The 731-nt window shown below is 41.6% G+C and carries 1 protein-coding gene; it reads right to left on the reverse strand.

Annotation, left to right across the window (positions count from 1 at the left end; all coding sequences use genetic code 11):
• Positions 1-190 precede the first annotated feature (190 nt).
• Positions 191-457: a helix-turn-helix domain-containing protein gene (locus HGP28_RS18970; RefSeq protein WP_168837985.1), complete on the reverse strand. Its 267-nt coding sequence runs from the start codon at positions 455-457 to the stop codon at positions 191-193.
• Positions 458-731 lie beyond the last annotated feature (274 nt).

Genomic DNA, 731 nt, shown 5'->3' on the forward strand with positions numbered 1-731 from the left:
GGAATATCTGGCTAAGCATGAAAGTAGGAAAAACTCTAATTTAGACTGCCACTAAAATGGGGAGGGTTACAGAACAAACCATTCAAATGAAGACGCGCTTGCTCGTTCTCGCACACGTCAACAAGGGCCAGTCACGTGCACAAATCACTAAATACCTCAAAGCCAACCGGACCTGCTTAAATAAATCTATTCAACAATTTCTAAAAGAACGCGTTGAAGGACTTAAAAAGGCAGGGCGACCTGTTCTTGGTTTTTCGTGCAAGCCTTCGATCCCTTCCTTAAGGAACGTTTGCGCCCATTTGTCCACACTGGTTCTACTGACTTTAAGGAACTTGGCGATTTGGGTGCGAAAGTGGCCATCTTTAAAGTGAGCCAATGCGAGTAATCGCATCTTCATCTGGATAGATTTTTGTTGGCTAGCAAGCTTTTTAAAATCTGTGTTATCGAGGCTGTCCATAGCATGCCTTTCACGAGAAATAACAACCTCAATTAGGTCATATTTTTACTTAGATTGATATAAGTATAGTGAAATAGTTACATCACAGGCATGTGTGAAAGAAACTGGATAGAACAGAACTATTAATCTTTCGGATTGGCATTACGATTATTGTTATATAAAAAAAGCCCCAACCTTTCGGCTGGGGCTTTTTTTCTAAATTGAAGCCTGGCGATGTCCTACTCTCACATGGGGAAACCCCACACTACCATCGGCGCTAATTCGTTTCACTTCT

Origin of the sequence: Vibrio agarilyticus, assembly GCF_012641465.1 — a bacterium.
Classification (GTDB): Bacteria; Pseudomonadota; Gammaproteobacteria; order Enterobacterales; family Vibrionaceae; genus Vibrio; species Vibrio agarilyticus.